This window comes from Cupriavidus sp. 05N40 (assembly GCF_056397305.1).
Genome location: NZ_JBFTND010000004.1, coordinates 14,442 through 39,722, shown reverse-complemented (window position 1 = coordinate 39,722; position 25,281 = coordinate 14,442). Strand labels below are relative to the sequence as shown.

18 protein-coding genes are annotated in these 25,281 nt (G+C 70.0%); 11 read left to right on the top strand and 7 right to left on the bottom strand.

Going from position 1 to position 25,281, the window contains the following annotated elements:
• Window positions 1-3: 3 nt before the first annotated feature.
• Genes AC1DO7_RS01930 through AC1DO7_RS01915 form a run of 4 tightly spaced genes read left to right on the top strand, consistent with a single transcriptional unit; the run spans window position 4 to window position 3,531 of the window.
• A complete protein-coding gene (locus tag AC1DO7_RS01930) occupies window positions 4-1,311 on the top strand; it encodes a vWA domain-containing protein (protein ID WP_477115727.1) in 1,308 nt (435 codons plus the stop codon).
• Window positions 1,302-1,883, top strand: a complete 582-nt coding sequence (locus AC1DO7_RS01925) for an SRPBCC family protein (protein WP_441613643.1) — start codon at window positions 1,302-1,304, stop codon at window positions 1,881-1,883. Before AC1DO7_RS01930 ends, AC1DO7_RS01925 begins: the two co-directional genes overlap by 10 nt.
• Entirely contained in the window at window positions 1,856-2,884 is a 1,029-nt protein-coding gene (locus AC1DO7_RS01920) for an XdhC family protein (RefSeq protein ID WP_441613644.1), read from the top strand. The genes AC1DO7_RS01925 and AC1DO7_RS01920 overlap by 28 nt, the downstream gene beginning before the upstream one ends.
• Window positions 2,885-2,922: 38 nt before the next feature.
• Entirely contained in the window at window positions 2,923-3,531 is a 609-nt protein-coding gene (locus AC1DO7_RS01915; RefSeq protein WP_441613820.1) for a nucleotidyltransferase family protein, read from the top strand.
• Between the two features lie 27 nt (window positions 3,532-3,558).
• On the opposite strand, the gene otsA is transcribed toward AC1DO7_RS01915, so the two are convergent.
• From otsA to otsB, 3 genes are all read right to left on the bottom strand, one after another.
• Window positions 3,559-4,950: an alpha,alpha-trehalose-phosphate synthase (UDP-forming) gene (gene otsA / locus AC1DO7_RS01910; protein WP_441613645.1), complete on the bottom strand. Its 1,392-nt coding sequence runs from the start codon at window positions 4,948-4,950 to the stop codon at window positions 3,559-3,561.
• Window positions 4,951-4,985: 35 nt separating this feature from the next.
• Entirely contained in the window at window positions 4,986-6,749 is a 1,764-nt protein-coding gene (locus AC1DO7_RS01905) for a glycoside hydrolase family 15 protein (RefSeq protein WP_477115742.1), read from the bottom strand.
• 85 nt (window positions 6,750-6,834) lie between these two features.
• Window positions 6,835-7,608 (bottom strand): trehalose-phosphatase, encoded by a 774-nt coding sequence (gene otsB / locus AC1DO7_RS01900; RefSeq protein ID WP_441613647.1) that lies wholly within the window; start codon window positions 7,606-7,608, stop codon window positions 6,835-6,837.
• 260 nt (window positions 7,609-7,868) lie between these two features.
• On the opposite strand from otsB, the gene ilvA reads away from it, so the two are divergent.
• On the top strand, window positions 7,869-9,395 hold the full coding sequence (gene ilvA, locus AC1DO7_RS01895; protein WP_441613648.1) for a threonine ammonia-lyase, biosynthetic: 1,527 nt from the start codon (window positions 7,869-7,871) through the stop codon (window positions 9,393-9,395).
• A gap of 84 nt (window positions 9,396-9,479) precedes the next feature.
• Entirely contained in the window at window positions 9,480-10,313 is an 834-nt protein-coding gene (gene queF / locus AC1DO7_RS01890) for an NADPH-dependent 7-cyano-7-deazaguanine reductase QueF (RefSeq protein WP_441613649.1), read from the top strand.
• A gap of 31 nt (window positions 10,314-10,344) precedes the next feature.
• Here queF and AC1DO7_RS01885 read toward each other — a convergent pair whose 3' ends face one another.
• Entirely contained in the window at window positions 10,345-11,673 is a 1,329-nt protein-coding gene (locus tag AC1DO7_RS01885) for a carbohydrate porin (protein ID WP_441613821.1), read from the bottom strand.
• Between the two features lie 335 nt (window positions 11,674-12,008).
• On the opposite strand from AC1DO7_RS01885, the gene AC1DO7_RS01880 reads away from it, so the two are divergent.
• Genes AC1DO7_RS01880 through AC1DO7_RS01860 form a run of 5 tightly spaced genes read left to right on the top strand, consistent with a single transcriptional unit; the run spans window position 12,009 to window position 17,530 of the window.
• Window positions 12,009-12,716, top strand: a complete 708-nt coding sequence (locus AC1DO7_RS01880) for a TetR/AcrR family transcriptional regulator (RefSeq protein WP_441613650.1) — start codon at window positions 12,009-12,011, stop codon at window positions 12,714-12,716.
• Window positions 12,717-12,748: 32 nt separating this feature from the next.
• Window positions 12,749-13,723: an HlyD family secretion protein gene (locus AC1DO7_RS01875; RefSeq protein ID WP_441613651.1), complete on the top strand. Its 975-nt coding sequence runs from the start codon at window positions 12,749-12,751 to the stop codon at window positions 13,721-13,723.
• A complete protein-coding gene (locus AC1DO7_RS01870; RefSeq protein WP_441613652.1) occupies window positions 13,720-14,751 on the top strand; it encodes an ABC transporter ATP-binding protein in 1,032 nt (343 codons plus the stop codon). Before AC1DO7_RS01875 ends, AC1DO7_RS01870 begins: the two co-directional genes overlap by 4 nt.
• A complete protein-coding gene (locus tag AC1DO7_RS01865; RefSeq protein ID WP_441643138.1) occupies window positions 14,748-15,935 on the top strand; it encodes an ABC transporter permease in 1,188 nt (395 codons plus the stop codon). The genes AC1DO7_RS01870 and AC1DO7_RS01865 overlap by 4 nt, the downstream gene beginning before the upstream one ends.
• Before the next feature lie 11 nt (window positions 15,936-15,946).
• Window positions 15,947-17,530, top strand: a complete 1,584-nt coding sequence (locus AC1DO7_RS01860) for an efflux transporter outer membrane subunit (protein WP_441613654.1) — start codon at window positions 15,947-15,949, stop codon at window positions 17,528-17,530.
• Here AC1DO7_RS01860 and AC1DO7_RS01855 read toward each other — a convergent pair.
• From AC1DO7_RS01855 to uvrA, 3 genes are all read right to left on the bottom strand, one after another.
• Window positions 17,507-18,700 carry a pyridoxal phosphate-dependent aminotransferase gene (locus AC1DO7_RS01855; protein WP_441613655.1) on the bottom strand — a complete coding sequence of 398 codons (1,194 nt, stop codon included), beginning with the start codon at window positions 18,698-18,700 and terminating at the stop codon, window positions 17,507-17,509. The genes AC1DO7_RS01860 and AC1DO7_RS01855 overlap by 24 nt on opposite strands.
• 193 nt (window positions 18,701-18,893) lie before the next feature.
• A complete protein-coding gene (locus AC1DO7_RS01850) occupies window positions 18,894-19,202 on the bottom strand; it encodes a hypothetical protein (protein WP_441613656.1) in 309 nt (102 codons plus the stop codon).
• Window positions 19,203-19,324: 122 nt separating this feature from the next.
• Window positions 19,325-25,255 (bottom strand): excinuclease ABC subunit UvrA, encoded by a 5,931-nt coding sequence (gene uvrA, locus AC1DO7_RS01845; RefSeq protein ID WP_477115726.1) that lies wholly within the window; start codon window positions 25,253-25,255, stop codon window positions 19,325-19,327.
• Window positions 25,256-25,281: the final 26 nt, after the last annotated feature.

Sequence of the window (25,281 nt, the reverse complement as noted above, 5' to 3'; positions counted from 1 at the left end):
GGCATGCCGAGGCTGCATCCGGACGCCAGGCCCGCCGGCACGCCCGTCGGCGGCACCCTGCCCATGCTGGCGCGCAACGTCACGCACTTCGTGCGGCTGCTGCGCGACGCCGGCTTCGCGCTATCCCCCGCGCACGCGGTGGATACGCTGCTGGCGCTGCAGTACGTCGACATCGGCCAGCGCGGCGAAGTGCGCGCGGCGATGGCGGCGCTGATGGTCAACGGCCCCGACCAGCGGCCCCTGTTCGATGCCGCCTTCGACCTGTTCTGGCGCGACCCCGACTGGGAGGGCAAGCTGCGCGCCCTGCTGCTGCCGCGCGTGGACGCCGGGGCCCCGCCGCCGCAGCGCAGCAACCGCCTGGCCGACGCCCTTGCCGCGCAGCGCCCGCCCCAGGCCAGCCAGCGCGGCAAGGAGAACGAGGAACGCTTCACTGCGCCGCTCACCTTCTCGGCGCAGGAACGGCTTGCCAGGCGCGACTTCGAGACGCTTGGCGCCGAGGAATGGCGCGCACTGCAGCATATGATCCGCTCCCGCCACACGCGGCTGGCCACCGAGCGCACGCGCCGGCTGCGCCCCGCCGCCAGCGGCCCGCGCGCCGACCTGCGCGCCAGCGCGCGGCTGGCSGTGCGCCAGCAWGGCGARTGGCTGCGCTGGAAATTCCGCCGCCATGCCGAACGCCGRCCGCCCCTGGTGCTGCTGCTCGACATCTCCGGCTCGATGAGCCAGTACTCGCGCGCGGTACTCTACTTCTGCCACGCGCTGACGCAGTCGCGCGAGCGCCTCTCGGTCTTCCTGTTCGGCACCCGCCTGACCAATATCACCCGCTCGCTGCGCGAACGCGACCMCGACGAGGCGGTCGAGGCGATCACCGGCCAGGTGCGCGACTGGGCCGGCGGCACCCGCATCGGCGCGGCGCTGGCCACCTTCAACCGGCAATGGGCGCGCCGCACGCTGTCCGGCCGCGCCACCGTGCTGCTGGTCACCGATGGCCTCGACCATGAGGATATCGACCTGCTCGGCACGGAAATGGCGCGCCTGCGCCGCTTCGCCCATCGCATCCTCTGGCTCAATCCGCTGCTGCGCTACCCGGGCTTCACCCCCCAGGCGCGTGGCGTGCAGGCCATCCTGCCGCACGTGGATGCGCTGCGCTCGGCACACAACCTGGACAGCCTGTTCGCGCTCGAATCATTGCTGGCCGAGCCCCGTCATGAACTGCCCGCCTTCGCGCCGCCCGCCGCGCGCGACGCCATGCCCGCCATGCGGACAACGCCCGGCAGGCACAACAAGGAGACCGCCCCACCATGGAAATGACACAGACACGGCAACTGCCGGTGGCCCAGCAAGCCGCCTGGGAAGCCCTCAACGATACTGCCCTGCTCAAGCAGTGCATCCCAGGATGTGAGAGCATCGAGGCTGACGGCGACAACGACAACGCCTACCTGCTGGCGCTGACCGCCGCGGTAGGCCCGGTCAAGGCGCGCTTCAAGGGGCGCATGGCCCTGCAGGACATCCAGGCACCCGACAGCTACACCATCCAGTTCGACGGCCAGGGCGGCGCGGCCGGCTTCGGCAAGGGCAGCGCGCGCGTGACGCTGGCGCCCGAGGGCGACCACACGCTGCTGACCTACACGGTCAGCGCCCAGGTCGGCGGCAAGATCGCGCAGATCGGCTCGCGGCTGGTGGATGCGGCGGCGCGCAAGATGGCCGACGCCTTCTTCGACCGCCTTACCGCGGCGCTGGGAGGCGCCACGCAAGCGGATGCCGGTACCGGAGACGATGTCGCCAGGGACGAGGTGGCGCCCGCCGAGGGCAGCGCACCCGATGAACAGAACGGTGAGACAAAGCGGAAACGATCATGGACAGCGTGGATCTCGAAGTCCTGAAGTGCAGCGTGCGCTGGCTGGCCGAAGGCCACCGCGCGCTATTGGTGACGGTGGTCAGGACCTGGGGCTCCTCGCCCCGCCCGGAGGGCGCCATGCTGGCGGTGCGCGATGACGGCCTGGTGGTCGGCTCGGTATCGGGCGGCTGCATCGAGGACGACATCATCGACCGGGTGCGCCGCGAAGGCATCGCCGGCTCACGCCCGGAGGCCGTCAAGTACGGTATCAGCGCCGAGGAAGCGCACCGCTTCGGCCTGCCCTGCGGCGGCACCATCGAACTGGTGAGCGAGCCGCTGAGCGCGGTCAGCGGCCTGGAAGACCTGCTCGCCGCCGTGGAAAACGGCAGGCTGGTGGCGCGCACGCTGGACATGGCCACCGGCCGCGCCACGCTCGGCCACGCCGAGGCCGCCGACGGGCTGTCGTTCGACGGCAGCACCCTGCTCACCATCCACGGGCCGCGCTACCGCATGCTCGTGATCGGCGCCGGACAACTCTCGAAATACCTGTCGCAGATCGCGGTGGGCCTGGGCTTCCAGGTCACCGTGTGCGATCCGCGCGAGGAATACACCGAGACCTGGGACATCCCCGGCGTCACCATGGTGCGCACCATGCCGGACGACACGGTGATGGACATGAAGCTCGACGAGCGCAGCGCCGTGATCGCCGTCACCCACGATCCCAAGCTCGACGACCTGGCCCTGATGGAGGCGCTGCGCACGCGCGCCTTCTACGTGGGCGCGCTGGGTTCGCGCCGCAACAACCAGGCGCGCCGCGAGCGGCTCAAGGAATTCGATCTCAACGAAGTGCAGCTGGCGCGGCTGCACGGCCCGGTCGGCATCTATATCGGCAGCCGCACGCCGCCGGAGATCGCCATCTCGATCCTGGCCGAAGTGGTGGCCGCCAAGAACCACGTGTCGCTGCCCGACATCCTGCAGGTCGAAGGCGCCAAGGCCGCCCGCGAACTGGCGGCGGACGCCGGCAGTTCCTGCGGCACCGACCAGTGACCAGTCGCTCCGACGGCGCCGACCCGCTGGCCGGCCCCATCAGCGACGCCACCAAGGTGGTGTTCAACGCCGCCGAGCCGCCCACCGGGATCTTGCTGGCAGCGGGCTTCGGCCGCCGCTTCGACGCCAGCGGCAGGCAGAACAAGCTGCTCGCCAGGCTGCCGGACGGCCAGACCGTGGCCGGGCGCAGCGCGCGCTCCCTGGCCAACACCCTGCCCGGTGCCCTGGCGGTGATCCGCCCGGGCCACGCCGAGCTGGCGGCCGAATTGAGGCAGGCCGGCTGCCGCGTGCTCGAAGCGCCGGCCGCCGAGGCGGGCATGGGCGCGGCGCTGGCCGCGGCGGTCGCCGCCACGGCGCAAGCGCGCGGCTGGGTGGTGGCGCTCGCCGACATGCCGTGGCTGCCAGCCGGACTGGTGCGCGCGGTGGCGCTCACCATCACCACGCCCGACGCCATCGCCGCGCCCTGGCGCGATGGCCGGCGCGGGCACCCGGTGGGATTTGGGGCCGCCTGGCGCGACACGCTGCTCAGGCTGGACGGCGACGAAGGCGCGCGCGCCTTGCTCAAGACGCAGGCGGTGATACGGATCCTGACCGAGGATGACGGCGCCTTCAGGGACGTGGATGTCGCCGGGGACCTGGAAGGCTGACCACAGCCTTCCGGCGGGCGGCGCGCCTTAGTTGGCGTCCGCCTCGCTCAGCGCCCGCAGGTACTCCCGCCGCCACCAGTGCACGTCCTGCGCGCGGATGCGTTCCAGCAGTTTCTGGTGGCGCGACTGGCGCTCGGCCAGCGGCATGTGCAGCGCCTGCTGGATCGCCTGGGCGGTGGCGTTGATATCGTAGGGATTGACCAGCAGGGCCTCGCGCAACTGCTCGGCGGCACCGGCAAAGCGCGACAGCACCAGCACGCCGGGATCGTCCGGGTCCTGCGCGGCGACGAACTCCTTGGCCACCAGGTTCATGCCGTCGCGCAAGGGCGTGACCAGGGCCACGCGGCAGGCGCGGCACAGGCCCGGCAGGCGGCGCCGCGCCGTGGTGCGGTGGATGTAGCGCACCGGCATCCAGTCCAGCTCGCCATACTCGCCGTTGATGGCGCCCGACAGCCCCTCCATCTCGCGCCGCAGGTCCGCGTAGGCGTCCACCGTCTCGCGCGACGGCGCGGCAATCTGGATCAGCGTGGCGCTGCGGCGGTTCTCGGGATACTGCGCCATCAGCGCGCGCACCGCCTTGAGGCGCTGGGGCAGGCCCTTGGAATAATCCAGGCGGTCGATGCCGAGCAAGAGCCGGCGCGTGGCGTACTGGCCCCGCATCATCTCGTAGGTCTCGCGCGATTCCTCGCCGCGGCCCAGCGCAGCGAACTCGTCCACGTCGATGCCGATCGGGAAGGCCTGCGCGCGCACCGTGCGGTGGAAGGCGCGGAAGCGGTTGTCGCCCATCGGCTCGGCCTGCGCCTCGCGCTGCACGTAGCGCGAGAAATGCTCCAGGTCCAGCTGGCTCTGGAAGCCGATCAGGTCATAGGCGAACAGCGCGCGCATCAGCCATTCGTGCTGCGGGATCGCGGCCAGGATCAGCGGCGGCGGCAACGGGATATGCAGGAAAAAGCCGATGCGCTGGCCGCAGCCCATGGCGCGCAGCTCGGACGCCAGCGGGATCAGGTGGTAGTCGTGGATCCAGATCACGTCGTCGGGGCGCAGCAGCGGCGCGAGCTTGCGCGCGAACAGCTGGTTGACGCGCCGGTACACGTTCAGATGCGCGGAATCGAAGTCCGCCAGGTCGATGCGATAGTGGAACACCGGCCACAGCACGCCGTTGCTATACCCCTGGTAATACGAGTCGTGGTCCTCGCGGCACAGGTCCACCGTGGCCAGCGTGACATTGCCCGCCTGCTGGATATGCAGTTCGCCCTCGCCCGGCGTGCCGCCCTGCGCCGCCTCCACGGTCTTGCCGCTCCAGCCGAACCAGACCCCGCCGGTGGCCTTGAGCGCCTCGCCCAGCGCCACCGCCAGTCCGCCCGCGGCAATGTTGCGGGGATCGGCCACGCGATTGGATACCGCAACTAGTCTGCCCATATCGTCCTTTGTCGTTCCACGCCCGGCTCAGCCGGTCAGATCACCGCGTCCCACGGCGCCGACAGGCGCGTGGCGCCGTTGATCAAGCCCACCATCGAATAGGTCTGCGGGAAGTTGCCCCACATCTCGCCGGTCACCGGGTGGGTATCCTCGGACAGCAGGCCGAGCGGATTGCGCGCCGCCAGCATGGCTTCGAAGATCTCGCGCGCCTCTTCGCGGCGCCCCACGCGGGCCAGCGCGTCGATGCGCCAGAAAGTGCAGATGTTGAAGGCGGTCTCGGGCCTGCCGAAATCGTCCGGCGCCTCGTAGCGGCGCATGTAGGGCCCGTCGCACAGCGAGGCTTCCATCGCCTCGAGCGTGGACATGAAGCGCTCGTCCTGCGGCGCGATGAATCCCACCTCGGCCATCAGCAGCACGCTGGCGTCCAGCTCGCGTCCGCCGAAGCTCTCGGCGAAGGCCTTGCGCTCCTCGCTCCAGGATTCGCGCACGATGCGCTCTTTCATGACGTCGGCGTGCTGGCGCCAGTACGCGGCGCGGTCCGGCAGCTGCAGCGCGTCGCCGACCTTGGCCAGGCGGTCGCAGGCGGCCCAGCTCATCAGCGCCGACGAGGTGTGCACGCGCGCGCGGGTGCGCAGCTCCCACATGCCGGCGTCGGGCGTGCCGAACACGCGCACCGCCTGCTCGCCCACGGTTTCCAGCACGCGGTATTCGGCGGCCCCGCCCCGGTGCAGCAGGCGATGGTCGTGGAAGGCCTGCGCCGCGCCCAGCACCACGTTGCCGTAGACATCGTGCTGGAAGTGCTCCTGCGCCTGGTTGCCCACGCGCACCGGGCCCATGCTGCGGTAGCCCGGCAAGTGATCGAGCACGCTCTCAGGCAGTTCCAGCTCCAGCCCGATGCCGTACAGCGGCTGGATATGACCGTCCTTGGACTGCATCACCACATTGGACAGCCAGCGCAGGTAGTCCTCCATGGTGCCCACCTCGGACAGGCTGTTGAGTGCGCGGATCACGAAAAAGGCGTCGCGCAGCCAGCAGAAGCGGTAGTCCCAGGTGCGGCCGCTGCCGGGCGCCTCCGGAATGCTGGTGGTCATGGCCGCGACGATGGCGCCAGTTTCCTCGAACAGCGACAGCTTGAGCGTGATGGCGGCGCGGATCACCGCGTCCTGCCATTCGCGCGGCACCGCCAGGCGCCGGCTCCACATGCGCCAGTAGGCGGTGGTTTCCTGCTCGAAGTCGCGCGCGATCTCCTCCACCCCGCCCTGCAGCGTTTCGTCGGGGCCGAGGATGAAGTCATGGTCGCGCGTGAGCAGGAATGGCGTCTGCGACAGCACATAGGTCAGCGGCGCGTTGGTCGTCATGCGCAGGGTCATGCCGTCGCCGATATAGCGTACGTGGCTGCTGCCCCGCGTGATCTCCGGCACCACGCGGCCCCAGTCGAAACGCGGCGCCACCGTGACGCGCACCCGCGGCGCGCCACGGATGGGGCGGATGCGGCGGATCAGCGTGGTGGGCCGGAAGTAGCGGCCGAGGCGGAAGAAGCGCGGCGCGAAATCGGTGATCTCCATGCAGTTGTTGTGGCGGTCCGTCAGCCGCGTGCGCAGCACCGCGGTGTTCGGCTCGTACCATTGCTGCGCTTCCTGGAAGTCCTCGATCTCGATGGCGAAGTGGCCGGCGTTTTCGCTGGGATCGAGCAGCGCATTGAAGACCGGGTCGCCGTCGAAGCGCGGCAGGCAGCACCAGACAAAGCGGCCGCGCCCGTCGACCAGCGCGGAGATCGCGCAGTTGCCGATCATGCCCATCGAGAGCGACGGATCGGCGTGTTGGCGCGCGGCGGCGCGCGGACGGTTGTCCTCGGTGGATGGTTGGCTCACAGCGAATTCCCCCTCAAGACGTCGTTGCGGATGTGGAAGCGGCCCCGGCGGCAGCCATGACTTCCAGCGCCTTGGCCGAACGATGCAGCCAGCAGCGCAGCGCCGCCGGCCCGGTCACGCTGACCGTGGCCGCGCTGGGGCGCTGGCCGACCAGCACGCCCACGCCGCCCAGGCGGCGCACCACGGCGAAGCCGGCTTCGTCGGTGATGTCGTCGCCGGCGAACAGCGGCGTGCGCCGCGCGAACGGCGGGCCGCGCATGAAGGTGTCGATGGCGCCGCCCTTGTCCACGCCGGCCGGCTTGAACTCGACCACCATCTTGCCGTGCAGGAGTTCGACGCCGGGCACGCCGGCCGCCAGCGTCGCGGCAAAGTTGCGTACCAGGCCCTCGAGTTCGGGAACGGCGCGATAGTGCACCGCGACCGCGACGGATTTGCGTTCCAGCTGCAACCCGGGGTGGGCGCTGACCAGCGCCTGCAGCGGCGGCAGCAGCAAGGGCACGCCGGGATCGGGCTCGCGCAGGCGGTGGCCGCCCGCGTCACGCAACTCCGCGCCGTGCACGCCGGCAGCCGGCAGCCGCAAAGGCTTGAGGAAGTCGTCCAGCTCGGCGATCGGCCGGCCGGACACCAGCGCGAGGGCGCCGTCCAGGTGACGATGCAGGGCGCGCAACGTCCCCACCAGTTCCGGTTCGACCTGTACGAGATCAGGGCGTGGCGCAAGGTCAGCCAGCGTACCGTCGAAATCCAGGAACAGCGCCGTGTTTGCTTCGATAAGAGGTAAGGGAGGCATTGCAYTACACCGTAGCAGAGTGTTTTGACAGCGTCCACCGGACGGCGTCCTACATGGTGCGCCGGCGCGCGCGCCGCGTCACGGCGGTGCCTGCGCCGGCACTGGGCGGCTGCCGCGCCCGCGCGCACGTGCGCTCGCCTGCCCTTGGCGGCGAGGGGCTTGCCGGTCCGGCCGGCGCTCCGGGTGCCGGCACAAGCATCGGGGTGGCGCGCCATCCTTTATCATTGACGGTTTCGCCTACCCCGCCCTGGCTGTCCACGATGACCCGCAAACCCGACTACCTGAGAAAAATCCTGACCACCAAAGTGTATGACGTGGCGCAGGAAACCGATCTCACCTTTGCCCAGCAGTTGTCCGCGCGCACCGGCAACTCGGTGTGGTTCAAGCGCGAGGACACCCAGCCGGTGTTCTCGTTCAAGCTGCGGGGCGCCTACAACAAGATGGCATCGCTGTCGCCGGAGGAACTCAGGCGCGGCGTGATCGCCGCCTCGGCCGGCAACCATGCGCAGGGCGTGGCGCTGTCGGCGGCGCGCCTGAAGTGCAAGGCGGTGATCGCCATGCCGGTCACCACCCCGCAGGTAAAGATCGATGCGGTGCGCGAGCACGGCGGCGAGTGGGTCGAGATCGTGCTGCACGGCGACTCCTACAGCGACGCCTACAACCATGCCGCGGAACTGGAAAAGAAGCACAAGCTGACCTTCATCCACCCGTTCGACGACCCGGACGTGATCGCCGGCCAGGGCACCGTCGCCATGGAGATCCTGCGCCAGCATCCGGGGCCCCTGCATGCCGTGTTCGTGGCGATCGGCGGCGGCGGGCTGATCTCCGGCATCGCGTCCTACATCAAGGCCGTGCGCCCCGAGATCAAGGTGATCGGCGTGCAGACCATGGATTCCGACGCGATGAAACGCTCGGTCGACGCGGGCAAGCGCGTGGAACTCAAGGAAGTGGGCCTGTTCTCGGACGGCACCGCGGTCAAGCTGGTCGGCAAGGAAACCTTCCGCATCACGCGCGAGCTGGTCGACGAGATCGTGCTGGTGGACACCGACGCGATCTGCGCCGGCCTCAAGGATGTGTTCCAGGACACCCGCAGCATCCTCGAGCCGGCCGGCGCCATGGCCGTGGCCGGCCTCAAGCTCTACGCCGAGCGCGAGAAGCTCAAGGGCAAGCACCTGGTGGCCATCGCCTGCGGCGCCAACATGAACTTCGACCGCCTGCGCTTCGTGGCCGAACGCGCCGAGGTGGGCGAGGCGCGCGAAGCCGTGTTCGCGGTCAGCATCCCCGAGGAGCGCGGCAGCTTCAGGCGCTTCTGCGAACAGGTCGGCACGCGCAACGTGACCGAGTTCAACTACCGCATCGCCGACAACAGCATGGCGCATATCTTCGTCGGCGTGCAGATCGCCAGCCGCGCGGAGAACGACAAGATCGCCGCGGGCTTCCGCCGCCACGGCTTCGATACGCTGGACCTGTCCAACAACGAGCTGGCCAAGCAGCATATCCGCTACATGGTGGGCGGCCATTCGCCGCTGGCGCATGACGAACTGCTGTACCGCTTCGAGTTCCCCGAGCGCCCGGGCGCGCTGATGCGCTTTCTCTCCAGCATGAGCCCGAACTGGAACATCAGCCTGTTCCACTACCGCAACCAGGGCGGCGACACCTCCAATATCCTGGTCGGCATCCAGGTGCCCAAGAACGAGAAGCGCGCGTTCCGCGCCTTCCTCGCCACGCTCGGCTATGTACACTGGGAAGAGACCGAGAACCCTGTCTACAAGCTGTTCCTGTCCTGAATCGCCGACCCCGCCAGCTGGCTTTCTCCCCCGGCCCCGCGCCCACCGAAGTGGGCGCGGGGAGAAAACCAAACCGGAGCCCCCATGAGCCTTCCCGAACATTCGCCGCTGGGCAAGCCCTCGGCCTACAAGACCGAATACGATCCCACCCTGCTGTTCCCGATCCCGCGCCAGCCCAAGCGCACCGAGATCGGCCTGGCCGAAGGCCGCGCCCTGCCGTTCTTCGGCGTGGACATCTGGAACGCCTACGAACTGTCGTGGCTGAACCTGAAGGGCAAGCCGCAAGTCGCGCTGGCCAGCTTCATCATTCCCGCCGACACGCCGAATATCGTCGAGTCCAAGTCGTTCAAGCTCTACCTGAACTCGTTCAACCAGAGCAAGATCGCCTCGCCCGAGGCGTTGCAGCAACTGCTGCACCATGACCTCTCGGAAGCCACCGGCGGCACCGTGCAGGTACGGCTGGTGACCGAGGCCGAACTAGGCGGCCAGAAGATGGGCGAGCTGGACGGCGTGCCGCTGGACCGCCTCGACATCGAGACCGATATCTATGAGCCCGCGCCGCACCTGCTGCGCGCCAGCCAGGACGAATCGCCGGTGGAAGAGACGCTGGTGTCGCACCTGCTCAAGTCCAACTGCCTGGTCACGGGCCAGCCCGACTGGGGCAGCGTGCAGATCCGCTACGTGGGCGCGCCGATCAACCAGGAAGGCCTGCTCAAGTACCTGATCTCGTTCCGCAACCACAACGAATTCCACGAGCAATGCGTGGAGCGGATCTTCACCGACGTGATGCGCCAGTGCAAGCCGGTGAAGCTGGCGGTCTACGCGCGCTATACGCGCCGCGGCGGGCTCGACATCAACCCGTTTCGCACCAACTTCAACACGCCCTGGCCGGACAACCGCAGGAACGCGCGGCAATAGGAAATAGGGGCGATGGCGCCGGACCCGGCGCTCAGAACTCCGCGTGCAGCCGCACGCCGTAGAACGTGGCCGGACCGCGGTCGCGGTTGTAGCCGGGATTGCGGACGTACTGGAAGTCCGGGCTGATGCTCAGGTACTTCACCGGCTGGAAGCTGTAGTACAGCTCCAGCACCTGCTCCGGGCCGTAGCGCAGCGCGCCGTCACCGAGGAACGCGCCCATCCCGCCCGCCGCCAGGTAGGCCTGGTGGCGCGAACCCAGCATGTTCACCGCCAGCGCCAGGCCCACCGCGTCGCGCGGCCGGCCCCAGGCATTGCCATTGAGCACGCCGCCCGCCGACACCTGCCGGCCGATCTCGGTAAAGGCGTAGGTCTCGGTCTTGTCGTCGGACATGCTGGCCCGTGCGAACACCCCCAGCGAATCGTTGACCCGTTGCAGCAAGGTCAGGCCCACGCCGATCTTGGCGTGTTCCTCGCGCACATTGGCCAGGTCCGGCGTGGTGCCGGTGGCGGCGCCGAACTGCACGGCATCGCTGAACGCGCCCATGCGCGCCTTGTTGCGGAAGAACAGCAGGCGCGCCGTACCGGGCTGGCCCGCGATGCTGTAGCGCTTCTCCAGCTCGAGGATGTCGCCATAGTGCTGGAACATGCGCGTGTCCAGTTCCAGCCCGTTGGATTCCAGCGGCTGCAGGAAGCGGCCGATCCGCGCCGACCAGCTGTCGCCGATATACTCCAGCGCCACGCCCCAGTCATAGCCGCGCGCATCGGCCGGATAGTCGAAGGCGCCGTGCGTCAGGAACGACCAGTTCATGAACTGGCTACGCGGGTCCGAACCGAATTCATTCAGGTCGAACACATCGAGCACGCCGAAGTTGCCCGCGGTCAGCACCACGCGGCGCTTGTCGACGTTGCCGGCGAACTGGTTGAAATCCGCCTCCACCTCCTCGCTGCCGCCGCCCAGGCCCCAGGTCTGCCGGACGAAGGCGCGCGCGCGGTAGAACACCGGGGTGGTGCTCGACGCCTTGGCCAGCTCGCCGTTGGTAAGGCCGCCCATGCCGTGCAGCCCGGAGAACGGCACGCCCTGCGTCACTTCCGGGTTGAAATGGAATTCGGCGCCGCGCCACAGGCGCAGCCCGAGGTCGAGCGTGGTGCTGAACGAATAGCTCTTGGCACGCGCGGTGCCCAGGCTGTTCTCGCCCGAATAGGCCGCGCCGAACGACGGCTTGCGCTGCCAGATATAGGTGGTCTGGCCGTGGAAGGAGAACGGCGAATCGACGGAATTGACGAGATCGGCCGGCGCCACCACCGCGCTGCCGTCCGCGCTCGCGCCTTGCACCGCTTCCTGCGCCTGCGCCGGCGCCATGCCCGCGCAGGCCGCGAGCGACAGGGCGGCCGCCGACAGGCGGCAGGCGGAAGCGGACAGGCGAAGCCGCGCCGGGGCGGCAAGGAAACGACGAAGCAACATGGAAAATCCGGGGAGAAACGGGAGAAACGGGAGCCTGCGGCGCGAATATGCGACCGAGTGGATCGGCGGACGAAGCATAGCCAAGGGTTTATGACATGTCTACCTTGTATTGCTGCAACGCAACATGAAACGGTGCTGACCGAGCCATGTCGCCAAAGGCCGTCTTTGTAACCGCGCTTGAATTAATTAACTCACCAATTAATATTAGGTCAGTTGCCTGAGACGTACCACCAATGCCCACCGATCGCCCATCCCCGCCCCGTCGCCCGGGCCGCCCCGTCGCCGCCGACAAAGCCGCCGCGGCCGGCCAGCGCGCGCAGTTGCTCGACGCCGCCACCACCCTGTTCGCGCAGCACGGCGTGGCCGCCACGCCGATCAAGACCATCGCCAGCCATGCCGGCGTCACGCCCGCGCTGGTGCACTACTACTTCCGCGACCGCGACCAGCTGCTCGACGCGGTGGTGGACGAGCGCCTGCAGCCGCTGGTGGAACAGGTGTTCGCGCCCGCCCTGGCGGACCCGGCCGAGCCCACGGCCATGCTGGTCGGCATCGCCGCGCGGCTGATCCGCATCGCCGCGGCCACGCCGTGGTTCCCCGGGCTGTGGATCCGCGAGATCGTCAGCGTGGAGGGCCAGTTGCACCAGCGCGTGCTCCAGAAGATCGCGCTGCAGCGCGCCGGCCTCGTCACCGGCCGCCTGGCCGCGGCGCGCGCGGCCGGCGCGCTCAACGCCGGCCTGGAGCCGCCGCTGCTGATGGTGTCCCTGATCGGCCTGACGCTGTTGCCGCTGGCCACCACGCATATCTGGCAGCGCCTGCCCGGCGCSGAAACGGTCGACGCCGAAGCGCTGGTGCGCCACGTCAGCGCGCTGCTGGCGCACGGCCTCGCCCCGGCGCCGCCGCCTCCCGGCGTCGCCGGCCCATCCACCCCGCCCTCAGCCTGAAACGGAAACAGCCCTGCGCCCGGGAGCCGAACATGCATCGCTACAGCCCCACCCTTCGCACCACCGCCACGCTCCTGCCCGCCCTCGCCGCCGCGCTGCTCGGCGCCTGCGGCAACAACGCACCACCTTCGTGGCAAGGTTATGTGGAAGGCGAATTCGTCAGCGTCGCCTCGCCCTTCGCCGGGCGGCTGGACAAGCTCTCCGTGCAGCGCGGCCAGCAGGTCGCCGGCGGCGCGCCACTGTTCGCGCTCGAAGCCGACGACGAAACCGCGGCACGCCAGCAGGCGGCAGCGCAATTGCGCACGGCCGAATCGCAGCTTGCCGACCTGCAGACCGGCAAGCGCCCGCCCGAAGTGGACGCCACCCGTGCCCAGCTCGCGCAGGCCCAGGCCAGCGCGGTGCGCAGCGCGGCGCAGTACAAGCGCGACCAGGCGCAGTTCGCCATCGGCGGCATCGCCCAGTCGCAACTCGATGAAAGCCGCGCCACGGCCGCCTCCGATGCCGCCCGCGTGCGCGAACTGCAGCGCGACGTGGAAGTGGCGCGCCTGCCCGGACGCAGCGCCCAGCTTGCCGCGCAGGAGGCCCAGGTGGCCGCCGCGCGCGCCACGCTGGCGCAGGCAGAATGGAAGCTCTCGCGCAAGACCGTGGGCGCGACCCAGGCTGGCCTGGTGTACGACACGCCGTTCCGCCCGGGCGACTGGGTGCCGGCCGGCAGCCCGGTGGTCAGGCTGCTGCCGCCGGGCAACGTCAAGGTGCGCTTCTACGTGCCGGAAACCGTGGTGGGCGCCCTCAGGAACGGCGAGGCGATCCGCGTGCGCTGCGACGGCTGCGCCGCGCCCGTCGATGCCACCGTCAGCTACATCTCCAGCCAGGCCGAGTACACGCCGCCGGTGATCTACAGCAACGAGACGCGCGGCAAGCTGGTGTTCCTGGTGGAAGCGCGCCCGGCGGCAGCCGATGCGCCCAAGCTGCATCCGGGCCAGCCGGTCGAGGTGGCACGGCCATGAACGCGGCACCCGGTCAGGCCACGCCGCGGGCACCGGACGGACCCGGCGGCAACAACGGCAGCCACGGCAACAACGGCGCACTGGTCATCGACGTGCGCGACCTCAGCAAGCGCTACGGCGACAAGGTGGTCGTCGACAAGCTCAGCATGCAGGTGGCGCGCGGCGAGATCTTCGGCTTCCTCGGCCCCAACGGCAGCGGCAAGACCACTTCGATCCGCATGATGTGCGGGCTGCTGACGCCCGACGGCGGCAACGGTACCTGCCTGGGCTACGACATCCTGCGCGAGAGCGCGCAGATCAAGCGGCGCGTGGGCTATATGACGCAGAAGTTCTCGTACTGGGACGACCTCTCCATCCGCGAGAACCTGGATTTCGTGGCGCGCGTGTATGGCATGCCGAAGCGGCGCGAGACCGTGGACCGCGCGCTCGAGGATCTCGGCCTGGCCAGCCGCGCGCAGCAGCTTGCCGGCTCGCTCTCGGGCGGCTGGAAGCAACGCCTGGCCCTCGCCGCCTGCCTGCTGCACGAGCCGCAGCTGCTGCTGCTCGACGAACCCACCGCCGGCGTCGACCCCGCGGCGCGCCGCGATTTCTGGGAGCAGCTGCACCTGCTGGCGGCGCGCGGCATCTCGGTGCTGGTCAGCACACACTATATGGACGAGGCCGAGCGCTGCCACAAGCTCGCGTATATCGCCTACGGCAAGCTGCTGGCGCAAGGCACCGCCGCGGAAGTGGTGGCCGGGCAGAAGCTGGTCACCTGGAGCGTGCAGGGCGACCAGCTCGCCGCGCTGTCCGAACAGCTGCGCGATGCGCCCGGCGTGGAACAGACCGTGGTGTTCGGCAACGCGCTGCACGTCACCGGCCACGACGCGCCCACGCTCGAAGCCACGCTGCGCCGCGTGGCCGGCACGCAGCACCGGATCGAGCGGATCGACACCAGCCTCGAGGACGTCTTCATCCACATGATGAGCGGCGCCGAGGACAATATGCGCGCCGGCAAGCCGGAAGGCGGCAAGGAGAAGAGGCAATGAGCGCCGACCGAACCAAGCCGGACGGCCCGGCGCGCGATGCCGGCGGCGGGCGCTTCGGCTTCTCGCCGCAACGCTGGTGGAGCATCGTCATCAAGGAATTCCTGCAGCTGCGCCGCGACCGCGTCACCTTCGGCATGATCGTGGGCCTGCCCATCATCCAGCTGATGCTGTTCGGCTTCGCCATCAACACCGATCCGCGCCAGCTCACCACGGCGGTGATCGCGGCGGACCACAGCGAGTTCACGCGCTCCTTCGTGGCCGGCATGCAGGCGTCCACGTATTTCCGCGTGACCCGCACGCTGCCCGACGAGGCGGCCGGGCACGAGGCCCTGCGCCGCGGCGACGTGCAGTTCGTGCTCACGATCCCGCCCGACTTCACCGCGCGGCTGCTGCGCGGCGAGCGCCCGGCGCTGCTGGTCGAGGCCGACGCCACCGACCCCTCCGCCACCGGCCAGGCCATCTCCGCGCTGCCGCAGCTGGCGTACTCGGTGGCCGACAAGGACCTGCAGGGCGCGCTCGCGCCCCTGGCCGGCGGCAAGGCACCTTTCGAGGTGCAGGTGCAGCGCCTCTACAATCCGGAGGGCCTTACGCAGTACAACATCATCCCCGGCCTGATGGGCGTGATCCTGACCATGACGATGGTGATGATGACGGGCCTGGCGATGACCCGCGAGCGCGAGCGCGGCACCATGGAGAACCTGCTCGCCACGCCGGTCATGCCGCTCGAGGTGATCACCGGCAAGATCGTGCCCTACGTCTTCATCGGCCTGATCCAGGCCACCATCATCCTGCTCGCGGCGCGCTGGATCTTCCATGTGCCGTTCGTGGGATCGGTGGTCGCCGTCTACCTGGCGTCGCTGCTGTTCATCGCCGCCAACCTGACGGTGGGCATCACGCTGTCGTCGCTGGCGCAGAACCAGCTGCAGGCCGTGCAGCTCACGTTCTTCTATTTCCTCCCGAGCATCCTGCTGTCGGGCTTCATGTTCCCGTTCCAGGGCATGCCGGCCTGGGCGCAGGGGGTCGGCAGCATCCTGCCAATGACCTACTTCAACCGCATGATACGCGGCGTCCTGCTCAAGGGAAACGGCTGGATCGAGCTATGGCCCAACGTCTGGCCGCTGCTCTTGTTCACCGCCGTGGTCATGACCATCGCGCTGCGGTTCTACCGCCGCACACTCGATTAAGGGAGCCGGCCATGCAAGCCCTGCCGCCTCGCGGTTTCACCAGGCCCACGTCCGCCCTGCCGCGCCTGCCGCTCGCCATCCTGGCCGCGGCCGCGCTCTGCTCCTGCGCGGTGGGCCCCGATTTCAAGCTGCCGGCCGCTCCCGGCGGCGACACCTACACCGCCGGCACGCAGCCGCGGCGCACCAGCGCGGCCGACACGCCGGGTGGCCAGGCCCAGGCCCTGCAGGTCGGCGCCGACGTGCCCGCGCAATGGTGGACCCTGTTCCGCAGCCCGGCGCTGGACCTCACCATCCGCGCCGCGCTCGCGGCCAGCCCCACGCTGGCGCAGGCACAGGCGCGGCTGGAGCAGGCGCGCCAGGACCTGGCCGCCAGCACCGGCTCGCTGCTGCTGCCGCGCGTCGACGCCAAGCTCGACACCACGCGCGAGCAGGTCAACCTCGCCTCGGCCGGCATCACCGCGATCCCCAGCCCGGGCCCGTTCACGCTGTACGGCGCCAGCGTCGAAGTGTCCTACACGCTCGACCTGTTCGGCGGCGCGCGGCGCGAGCTCGAAGGCTTGCGCGCGGCGGTGGACTACCAGCGCTTCGAGCTGGAGGCAGCGCGCCTGGCGCTGGCCGGCAACGTGGCCACCGCGGCGATCCGCGAGGCCAGCCTGCGCGCGCAGATTGGCGACACCGAAGCCATCGTGCAGGCCCAGCAGCAGCAGCTCGGCATCACGGAAAAACGCTTCCAGGCCGGCGGCGTGGCCGCGGTCGACGTACAGCGCCAGCGCAACGAGCTGGCGCAGAACCAGGCGCTGCTGCCGGGACTGGCGCAGCAGCTTGCCGCCACGCGCCACCAGCTTGCGGTCTACGTGGGCGAGGCGCCATCGGCCGCCACGCTGCCGGAATTCCGCCTCGAAGACCTGACCCTGCCCGACACGCTGCCGGTCAGCCTGCCGTCGGCGATGGCGCAGCGCCGCCCCGATATCCGCGCCGCCGAAGCGCTGCTGCACCAGGCATCGGCCAATATCGGCGTGGCCACCGCACAGCTCTATCCGCAGCTCACGCTGACCGGCAGCGCCGGCACGCAAGCCATGTCCGCGCGCGACCTGTTCAGCAGCCTCAATGTATGGTCGCTCGCCGCCGGGATCGTGCAGCCGGTCTTCCGCGGCGGCGAGCTGGTGGCGCGCAAGCGCTCGGCCGAAGCGGCCTACGAACAGTCGCTGGCGGCTTACCGGCAGGCCGTACTGGCCGGCCTGCGCGAAGTGGCCGACACCCTGCGCGCGCTCGAGGCCGATGCCGACATACTGCAGGCGCGCGCGCTCAGCGCCCGCCAGACCGGCGACACGCTGAACATCGTGAGGGAGCAGTACCGGCTCGGCGGCGTCAGCCAGCTGGCGGTGCTGGATGCCGAGCGGCAGGATCGCCAGGCGCGGCTGTCGCTGGCGCAGGCCAGGGCGAACCGGTTCTCGGACTCGGCGGCACTGCTGCAGGCGCTGGGCGGCGGCTGGTGGCAGGAACCCGGGCAGGAACCGGGGCACGAACACGGGCAGGCGCGCAGACCGCCCGCCGCCGGCAGGGACCTGGCGTCAGCGTCCCAGGAACGTCCGTAGCCGCCTGACGCCCTCGTCCAGCCTGGCCGTGTCGCAGGCATAGCACCAGCGCACGAAGCCCTCGCCTTCGTCGCCGAACGCGCTGCCCGGCGCGAGACCCAGGTGGGCCTCGCGCACCAGTTGCTTGCACAGCGCGAGGCTGTCGCCGGCACCCTCCAGCCGGAAGAACACATACATCGCCCCTTGCGGCGCATGGACATCCACGCCCGGCACCTCCGCCAGCGCGCCCACCAGATGGTCGCGCGCCGCGCGCAACCTGCCCACCAGCCCGCGCGTGAAGGCCTCGCCTTCGCGCACGGCGACGATGCCCGCCTCCTGCACGAAGGACGGCGCACACGAGGTGTTGTACTCCACCAGCTTGCCGAGGTCGTCGGTCAGCGCCGCGGGCAGCACCATCCAGCCCAGCCGCCAGCCCGTCATCAGCCACGCTTTGGAGAACGAATTCACGCAGATCACGCGCTCGTCGCGGCTGGCGATATCGAGGAAGGACGGCGCCACGGCATCCTCGCCGGCGCCGTAGTAGAGCCGCTCGTAGACTTCGTCGGCGATGATCCAGATACCGTGGCGGCGGCAATGCGCAAGCACCGCCTGCTGGTCGGCGCGCGACATCACCCAGCCGGTGGGGTTGTTGGGCGAATTGATCATCAGCAGGCGCGTGTCCGGCGTGAGCGCGGCCAGCAGCTTGTCGAGGTCGAGCGTCCACCCGTGCGCGCCGTAGTCGAGCGAGACCGTTTCCACCTCGGCGCCGAGGATCTTCGGGATCTCCACCAGGTTGGGCCACAGCGGCGTGACCGCGACGGCGCGGTCGCCGGGGCCGGCCACCAGCTGCGCGGCCAGCATCAGCGCGTTGACGCCGGCGCTGGTGACCACCACGTTGTCCATGGCGGTGGCGCCGTGCAGCGCGCTCACGTAGTCCGCCAGCGCGCTGCGCAGCGGCGCGATGCCGAGATTGTGCGTGTAGAAGGTGGCACCGCCGGCCAGCGCGCGGCTGGCCGCGTCGCGGATAAAGTCCGGCGTGACCTGGTCCGACTCGCCGAACCAGAATGGCAGCACATCGGCCAGGCCGATGCCGGCATTGGCCACCTCGCGGATGCGCGAGGCGCGCAGGTGATGGACGGCGGCGCGGGCTGCGGCCGGGGCGGACGCAAAGCCGGGCTGGCTGGTGGACATCGGCACTCCTTGTGGTGTGAGGGTGGAATCGGCCCGAATGCTGCAGACCCGACAGCGTAGCGCAAAGCGACGGGCGCCGGTATCGGTGCCTGCCGCCTGCCGCACTCCGCTTGCTAACCACCCGCGAGCCACTCGTTAGCCACCCGCAAGCCACCTCTTGGGGCAAGGCGCCGGCGCCAGCCTGCCCGCGCGGCTATCGCCCGCCTGCGTCCTCGCCCTGCGACGCCCAGCCCGGCTTCATGCGCAGGCCGAAGCTGCTGCGCGGCTGGGCCTCGCGTTCGGGGCGCAGCGAATACTGGTCGTGATTGCCCTGGGAAGACGGCTGCGCCGCCTGCTGGACGGCCTGCGAAGTGGGCGTGCTGCTGCCCGCGCGGGGCGCAGGCTTGCCCGCCGCGCGGGCCTCGCTGGCAGGCTGCTCGGACGTGCCCGCCAGCGCCGCCTGGGTGGCCACGCCGGCGCACAGCGCCAGGAGAAAGAAGGGGATAAGGGGTTTCTGGATCACTGTCACTCGGCGGCGCGGCAAGGGGTTGCCCGGCGCTTGCCGCCAGTTGCTCAAGCCCCCATTGTCTCAGCTAGCGGGGCCGCCGGGTAGATCGCCCCCGGCGGCCCGCGCGGACTGCCCTATTACGACGCCGCCACGCGCCGTCCGGGGGCGCCTTCATGGCCATCCGCATCACCCGATGCGACCCTGGCCGATACCGCGCTCCCCGCCTTGCCGCGCGCCAGCACCGGCGCCAGCGCCGCGCCGGTATGGCTGGCCTTGACCTTCACCAGCCCTTCAGGATCGGTCGCGGCAACGATGGCGCCGCCGGCAACGCCACCCTCGGGCCCAAGATCGATAATCCAGTCCGCCTCGGCAATCACATCGAGATCATGCTCGATCACCACCACGCTGTGGCCGCCATCGGCCAGCMGGTGCAGCACGCGGATCAGCTTGGCCACGTCGGCCATGTGCAGGCCCACGGTGGGCTCGTCCAGCACGTACAGCGTGTGCGGCGCCTGCTGCCCGCGGCGGGTGATGTCGTCACGCACCTTGGACAGCTCGGTCACCAGCTTGATGCGCTGCGCCTCGCCGCCGGACAGCGTTGGCGACGGCTGGCCCAGCGTGAGATAGCCCAGCCCCACGTCCTTCATCAACTGCAGCGGGTGCGCGATATTGGACATGGCGGAGAAGAACTCCACCGCCTCGTCGATCTCCATGGTCAGCACGTCGCCGATGTTCTTGCCGCGCCAGGTGACCGCCAGCGTCTCCGGGTTGAAGCGCTGGCCGTGGCACACGTCGCACGGGACCTTCACGTCGGGCAGGAAGCTCATGCCGATGGTGCGCACGCCCTGCCCTTCGCACGCCGGGCAGYGCCCGTCGCCGGTGTTGAACGAGAAGCGCGAGGCGGAGTAGCCACGCGCCTTGGCTTCCAGCGTCTGCGCGAACAGCTTGCGGATGGTGTCCCACACGCCGATATAGGTGGCCGGGCACGAGCGCGGCGTCTTGCCGATCGGGGTCTGGTCCACTTCCAGCACGCGGTCGATGCTCTCGAAGCCGGTGATGCCCTCGCAGCCCTGCCAGTCGTGCGTGACATCGAGCTTGCGGCGTGGCGTGGCGGCCGCGGCCGCCCTGGTCCTGGCTGCGTTGGCCGCATCGGCGCCGGCGGCCTTGCGCGCGCGGCGCGTGGCCGGCGAGGACATCACCGAGCGGCCCACCGCGTCGAGCAGGTTGGTCATCAGCACATCGCGCGCCAGCGTGGACTTGCCCGAGCCGGACACGCCGGTGATGGCCACCAGCCGCGCGAGCGGGATGCCGACGGTGACGTCGCGCAGGTTGTGCAGCGAGGCGCCGTGCACGGTCAGCCATTGCGCCGGCACCGCTTCGCGGCCCTTGCCTTCGGGCCGCACTGCGCGGCGCGGCTGCAGCGGGTGCTGGATCGGCCGGGCCAGGAACTGGCCGGTGAGCGAATCGGCGCTGGCCGACAACGCCGCCACCCCGCCCTGCGCCACCAGCGTGCCGCCGCGCTTGCCGGCGCCGGGGCCGATGTCGATGATGTGGTCGGCGCGGCGGATGGTGTCTTCGTCGTGCTCCACCACCACCAGCGTATTGCCCTTCTCGCCGAGCTTGCGCAGCGCGTCGAGCAGGATCTGGTTGTCGCGCGGATGCAGGCCGATGGTTGGCTCGTCGAGCACGTAGCACACACCCTGCAGGTTGCTGCCGAGCTGCGCGGCCAGGCGGATGCGCTGCGCCTCGCCGCCGGACAGGCTGGGCGCGGCGCGGTCCAGGCTGAGGTAGCCCAGGCCCACTTCTTCGAGGAACTGCAGGCGGCTGCGGATCTCGCTCACCACGTCGCGCGCGATCTCGGCGTCGCGCCCGGCCAGGCGCAGCGTCTGCACCCAGCGGTGGGTGTCCGACACCGTCCACTGCGCCACGTCAGTGATGGCGTGCGCGTCGAAGGTGACCGCGCGCGCCACCGGGTTCAGGCGCGTGCCGCCGCAGTCCGGGCACGGCAGGTCGGCCACGTCGTCGGGCTCCTGCTGCTCGGAGGGCAAGGTCTGCTCGCGGCCGCGGTTGTCGTCGGCCATGACGGTGTCGTCGAAGGCCGCGCGCTGCTCCCGCGTGAGCGTGAGGCCGGTGCCCACGCAACTGGTGCACCAGCCGTGCTTGCTGTTGTAGGAGAACAGGCGCGGGTCCAGTTCCGGATAGCTGGTGCTGCACACCGGGCAGGCGCGCTTGGTGGAGAACACCGTGGTGGCGCCGATGCCGCGCGTGCCGCCGTTGCCCATGGCATGTTCCAGCCCGTCGAGCGGAGCCAGCAGGTGCATCACGCCCTTGCCCGCTTCGAGCGCCTGGCCGAGCAGCGCGCGCAGCGCGGCTTCATTCTCCGCCGACACTTTGATGTCGCCGACCGGCAGCTCGATGGTGTGCTCGCGGAAACGGTCCAGGCGCGGCCACGGATCGACCGGCAGGAATTCGCCGTCCACGCGCAGGTGCGTGTTGCCGCGCGCCTTGGCCCACTTGGCGAGGTCGGTGTAGACGCCCTTGCGGTTGACCACCAGCGGCGCCAGCAGCCCCACGTGCTGGCCCTTGTAGTCGCGCAGCAATTGCGCGGCGATGGACTCGGGGCTTTGCGAAGTGACCGGCGTGCCGTCGTGGATGCAATGCTGGATGCCCAGCTTCACGTACATCAGGCGCAGGAAGTGCCAGACCTCGGAGGTGGTCGCCACCGTGCTCTTGCGCCCGCCGCGCGACAGGCGCTGCTCGATCGCCACCGTGGGTGGAATGCCGTACACCGCATCCACCTCGGGGCGCCCGGCCGGCTGCACGATGGAGCGCGCGTAGGCGTTGAGCGATTCGAGATAGCGGCGCTGCCCTTCATGGAACAGGATGTCGAAGGCCAGCGTGGACTTGCCCGAGCCGGACACGCCCGTGACCACGTTGAACTTGCCGTGCGGGATATCGACGTTGAGCGCCTTGAGGTTGTGTTCGTGCGCATTGACGATGCGCACCACGTCCTCGCCCTCCACGGCGCGGCGCTCGCGCGCGGCGCGCAGCGCGGCCTGCAGCGGCACGCCTTCGTCTTCCAGGGCGAAGGCGTGGCCGATGGCGCGATCGTAGTGCAGCAGCGCCTGGCCGGTATGGGAGCTGGCGCACTTGCGCACGTCCTGCGGCGTGCCCACGCACAGCACCTCGCCGCCGGCGTCGCCGCCCTCGGGGCCGAGGTCGATGATCCAGTCGGCCGCGCGCACCACGTCGAGGTTGTGCTCGATCACGATCAGCGAGTGGCCGCCGTCGAGCAGCTTGCCGAACGCGCGCATCAGCTTGGCGATGTCGTCGAAATGCAGGCCGGTGGTGGGCTCGTCGAACATGAACAGCCGGCCTTCGTGCGCCAGCGGCTTGTTGCGCGACGACATGGCGCTCTGCGCGGTCTCGGCCAGGTAGCCGGCCAGCTTGAGGCGCTGCGCCTCGCCGCCGGACAGCGTGGGCACGGGCTGGCCCAGCTTCACGTACTCCAGGCCCACATCGACGATGGGCTGCAGCACGCGCAGCACCGCCGCGTCGCCGGCGAACAGCGCCACCGCCTCGCTCACGGTCAGCTCCAGCACGTCGGCCACGCTCAGCAGGCGCGCGGGCTCGCCCGGCAATGCGCGCTCGATCTTCACTTCGAGGATCTCGGCGCGGTAGCGGCGCCCATCGCAGTCGGGACAGCGCAGGTAGACGTCGGAGAGGAACTGCATCTCCACGTGCTCGAAGCCGGAGCCGCCGCAGGTGGGGCAGCGCCCGTCGCCCGAGTTGAAGCTGAACATGCCGGCGGTATAGCTGCGCTGCAGCGCCATCGGCGCCTTGGCGAACAGCTTGCGGATCTCGTCGAAGGCGCCGACGTAGCTGGCCGGGTTGGAGCGCGCGGTCTTGCCGATCGGCGACTGGTCGACGAAGACCACGTCGCTGACCTGCTCGGCGCCCGCCAGGTGGCGGAACGCGCCCGGCGCGTCGGTGGACTTGCCGAAATGGCGCGCCATGGCGGGATGCAGCACGTCCTGCAGCAGCGTGGACTTGCCCGAGCCGGACACGCCGGTCACGCACACCAGGCGCTGCAGCGGGATCTCCACGGTGACGTCGCGCAGGTTGTGCTCGGTGGCGCCTTCCAGCACGATGCGCGGCGTGGTGCTGTCCACCGGGCGCGGCGCCCAGGCGGAAAGATCGGTCACCTGGCGGCGCCCCGCGAGATACTCGCCGGTGAGCGTGCCGGAGGCGCGGATATCGCCCGGCGTGCCGTCATAGATGATATTGCCGCCGCGCTCGCCGGGGCCGGGGCCCATGTCGATCAGGCGGTCGGCGGCCAGCATCACGGAAGGGTCGTGCTCCACCACCACCAGCGTGTTGCCGGCGTCGCGCAGGCGCTGCATGGCCTCGACGATGCGGTTGAGGTCGCGCGGGTGCAGGCCGATGCTGGGCTCGTCGAGCACGAACAGCGTCTTCAYCAGCGAAGTGCCCAGCGCCGTGGTCAGGTTGATGCGCTGCACCTCGCCGCCGGACAGCGTGCGGCTCTGGCGGTCCAGCGTAAGGTAGCCCAGGCCCACGTCGCACAGGTATTTCAGGCGCGTGCGCACTTCGGCCAGCAGCAGCTTGAGCGCGTCGTCGAGCATCAGGCTCGGCAGCGTGAGCTCATCGAAGAATTTGCGGATGCGCTCGATCGGCATCAGCATCAGGTCGTGCACGGTCAGGCCCGGCAGCGCCTCGAGCTGGCCGCGCTCCCAGTCCACGCCACGCGGCAGGAAGCGCCGCGCGGGGGCGCACACCGCATCGGCGCCGGCCTTGCTGCCCAGGCGCCACAACAGCGCCTCGGTCTTCAGGCGCGCGCCGCCGCAGGTCTCGCACGGGGTGTAGCTGCGGTACTTCGACAGCAGCACGCGGATATGCATCTTGTAGGCCTTCGACTCGAGGTAGTCGAAGAAGCGCTTGACGCCGTACCAGTGCGTGTTCCACTTGCCGTTCCAGTCGGGCGAACCGTCGATGACCCAGGCGCGCTCGGCCGCGGTGAGGCTGGACCACGCTACGTCGCGCGGGATGCCGGCCTTGGCCGCGTAGCGCATCAGGTCGTCCTGGCATTCCTTCCAGGCCGGCGTCTGCATCGGCTTGATGGCGCCGTCGCGCAGGCTCTTGCGCTCGTCCGGGATCACCAGGCCGAGGTCGACGCCGATCACGCGGCCGAAGCCGCGGCAGGTCTCGCAGGCGCCGTAGGCGGAGTTGAACGAGAACAGCGCCGGTTGCGGGTCGGCGTAGCGGATATCGCTTTCCGGGCTGTGCAGGCCGGTGGAGAAGCGCCACACCTGCGGCTCGGCGGCGGCGGTGTCGTCGCCGCCGGCGTTCAGCACATAGACGTTGACGCGGCCAGCGCCACGCTTGAGCGAGGCCTCGATGGCCTCGAGCGCGCGCACCTTTTCCGTGTTGCCCAGGCGGAAGCGGTCGGCCACCACATCGAGCACCTTGCGCGGGCCGGTGGGCGACTCGACCACGCGCTGCGCCTGCACGCGCGTGTAGCCGCTCACCGACAGCCACTGCTCGATCTCGGCCTCGGTGGTGGTCTCCGGCAGCTCCACCGGGAAGGTCACCACCAGGCGCGGGTCGTCCTGCGCGGCGCGCGCCTGCAGCTCGGCGTAGATGGTCTCGGGCGAGTCGTGGCGCACCGGCTGCGCGGTCTTGCGGTCGAACAGCTCGGCCGCGCGCGCGTAGAGCAGCTTCAAGTGATCGTTCAGCTCGGTCATGGTGCCGACCGTGGAGCGCGAGCTGCGCACCGGGTTGGTCTGGTCGATGGCGATGGCCGGCGGCACGCCGTCCACGCGGTCCACCTGCGGCCGGTCCATGCGGTCGAGGAACTGGCGCGCGTAGGCGCTGAAGGTCTCGACGTAGCGGCGCTGCCCTTCGGCATAGAGCGTGTCGAACACCAGGCTCGACTTGCCCGACCCGGACGGTCCCGTCACCACGGTCATTTCACCGGTGTGCAGGTCGAGGTCGAGATTCTTGAGATTGTGCTGACGGGCTCCGCGGATGCGGATGACACCGGATGACATGGATTGCGTCCTTATGACTTGCGGTT